1 protein-coding gene is annotated in these 1,123 nt (G+C 68.8%); it reads left to right on the top strand.

What is annotated here, in order from left to right; translation table 11 throughout:
• Positions 1–159: 159 nt before the first annotated feature.
• Positions 160–1,086 carry a cation diffusion facilitator family transporter gene (locus AC2W7M_RS26030; RefSeq protein WP_486136045.1) on the top strand — a complete coding sequence of 309 codons (927 nt, stop codon included), beginning with the start codon at positions 160–162 and terminating at the stop codon, positions 1,084–1,086.
• Positions 1,087–1,123 lie beyond the last annotated feature (37 nt).

The following is a 1,123-nucleotide window of genomic DNA, read 5'->3' as shown; positions in this document are numbered from 1 at the left end:
CTGGGCCTGTGAGCGCCGCGCCGGCCGGCGCGGCGCGTCGTAGTCCTTCGCCGCGCCGGGGCGGCATCCCCTGATTAGTCAGGTTCAATCCCCGCGCGGGCACCTCTAGCTTGGCTGGAGAGGCGCCCGCCGCTGCGGCCGGCGCGGCGGGGCAGAGCCATGACGTCCCTGGAGGAGAAGGAGCGGATCACGCGGCAGGGCTTCTTCGCCAGCTTCGCGCTGCTGGTGCCCATGGCCTATGCGGTGCTCGTCTCCAACTCTTCCGCCGTGCTCGCCGATGGCCTGAATCTCGCCATGGACACCGGCGCCATGTACCTGTCCTGGCACGTGATCCGCCGGCTGAAGCAGGGGCGCACCGAGACCTACAATTACGGCTTCGACAAATACGAGAACCTGCTGGCGCTCTGCTTCGCGCTTGCGAACCTCGTGTTCGTAATCTTCGTGCTGGCCAAGGTGATTGACGGCCTCAGCCGCCCGGAGCCGCTAGAAGGGACCGCTGCGGCCATCATCCTGAACATCGTCGCGATCGGCATGTTCTCCGGGCTCTGGCTGCGGGTGCGCCGGCTCGGCCCTGCCGGCCAGTCGCCGGTGATGGATGCCCAGCGGCGCTATTACCAGATGAGCATCGCCGACAGCCTGGCCCTGGTGATCCCCCTGTCGGTCGCCGCCTGGTTCAAGGACGCGGCGTGGGCGCTCTACATCGATCCGGTCACCGCCATCGGCCTGTGCATCTTCTTCCTCTACCAGATCTGGGCCATGGCATCGGGATCGGTGTTCGACCTGGTGGACCGGGCCCTGGAGGAGCAGCTCCAGCTGGCCCTGCTGCGCGTGCTCGCCGCCCGCTTCGACGATTACGAGGCGTTCCGTGGCGTGCGCACCCGGCGCGCGGGCGGGGTGCATTTCATCGAGGTGCTGCTCGGCTACGATCCGGCGCTGAGCATGGGTGTGGTACAGCAGCGCATCAACGTGATGAAGGCGGACCTCGAGGCGGCGATTCCGAACGCGGTCGTGCTCGTCTGCCCGACCGAAGAGGCCGCCGGCACGCCTGCCGCCGGCCGCGCGTCGCTCGCGCCGCTGGGGGTGTGAGCGCATCGCCTCTGGCGGCCTTGCGCGGCTTCGGCCG

The organism is Xanthobacter sp. BG11Y11_SDJG (genome assembly GCF_057364445.1).
This window is presented reverse-complemented; position numbering and strand designations above follow the sequence as displayed.

Excerpts from the sequence above, each read along its gene's own strand:
- AC2W7M_RS26030 (WP_486136045.1), top strand. The coding sequence starts at position 160 with ATGACGTCCCTGGAGGAGAAGGAGCGGATCACGCGGCAGGGCTTCTTC.